The organism is Streptomyces sp. NRRL S-118 (assembly GCF_000716335.1).
Classification (GTDB): domain Bacteria; phylum Actinomycetota; class Actinomycetes; order Streptomycetales; family Streptomycetaceae; genus Streptomyces.
Genome location: NZ_KL591052.1, coordinates 3,178 through 4,276 on the forward strand (window position 1 = coordinate 3,178; position 1,099 = coordinate 4,276).

Below are 1,099 nucleotides of genomic sequence, written 5' to 3' on the forward strand. Positions count from 1 at the left end.
CATGGACCTGTCGGCGTTCGTCCTGTTCTCCTCCGCCGCCGGACTCCTCGGCAACGCGGGCCAGGCCAACTACGCCGCCGCCAACGCCGCCGTCGACGCGCTCGCCGCACTGCGGCAGGCAGCCGGCCTGCCCACCCTCTCCCTGGCGTGGGGCCTGTGGTCCGACTCCACGGGCATGACCGGCGAGCTGGACGAGACCGACCTCGCCCGCATGGAGCGCACCGGCATCGGCGCGATCTCCCAGGACCTCGGCCTGGAACTCTTCGACCAGGCTCTCGGCTCCGAAGCCGCCCTGCTGGCCCCCGTCCGCCTGGACCTCGGCGCGCTGCGCACCCAGGCCCGGTCCGGAATGCTGCCCGCCCTGCTGCGCGGTCTGGTACGAGCCCCCGCCCGCCGCGCCGACAACGACCGGTCGCTGGAACGGCGGCTCGCCGGAGTGCCCGAGGCCGACCGCGAACAGGTCGTCCTCGACCTCGTGCGCACCCAGGTCGCCTCCGTCCTCGGCCACGCGTCCGCCGCCGCCGTCGACCCCGAGCGCGCCTTCAAGGAGCTCGGCTTCGACTCCCTCGCCGCGGTCGAGCTGCGCAACCGGCTCAGCCAGGTGGCCGGCATACGCCTGCCCGCGACGCTCGTCTTCGACCACCCCACCCCCCTCGAGACCGCGCGGCTGATCCTCGCCGAGGTCGGCGGAGCCGGATCCGGACCGCGGCCCTCGCCGCTCGACGAGGAGCTGCAGCGGCTGGAGGCGCTCCTGATCGCCGTGTCCGGTCACAAGCAGCAGCTCGCCGGCGCCGAGCCGCGCCTGCGCTCGCTCAGCAACCGCCTGCGGACCCTGCTGAGCCAGACGAGCACCGACCACGACGACGAGCACGACGACACCCTCGACGACGACCTCGACTTCGTCTCCGACAGCGAGATGTTCGACCTGATCGACAAGGAGCTCGGATCCGCATGACCGGGAAGACGGACGACAACCGGAGTGGATCGATGAGCGACGAGCAGAAACTCCGCACCTACCTGCGCCGCGTGACCGCCGAACTCCGCACCGCCAACCGGCGGGTGCACGAGCTGGAGCAGCGTGACGTCGAGCCCATCGCGA

2 protein-coding genes are annotated in these 1,099 nt (G+C 72.5%); both read left to right on the forward strand.

All coding sequences use genetic code 11. From position 1 onward, the window contains the following. Positions 1–955, forward strand: a 955-nt coding sequence (locus IH00_RS43685; protein ID WP_039947872.1) for a beta-ketoacyl reductase, incomplete at its 5' end; no start/stop codon positions are given. A gap of 32 nt (positions 956–987) precedes the next feature. After that, a partial coding sequence (locus IH00_RS45710) for a polyketide synthase docking domain-containing protein (RefSeq protein ID WP_420710984.1) occupies positions 988–1,099 on the forward strand: 112 nt, incomplete at its 3' end.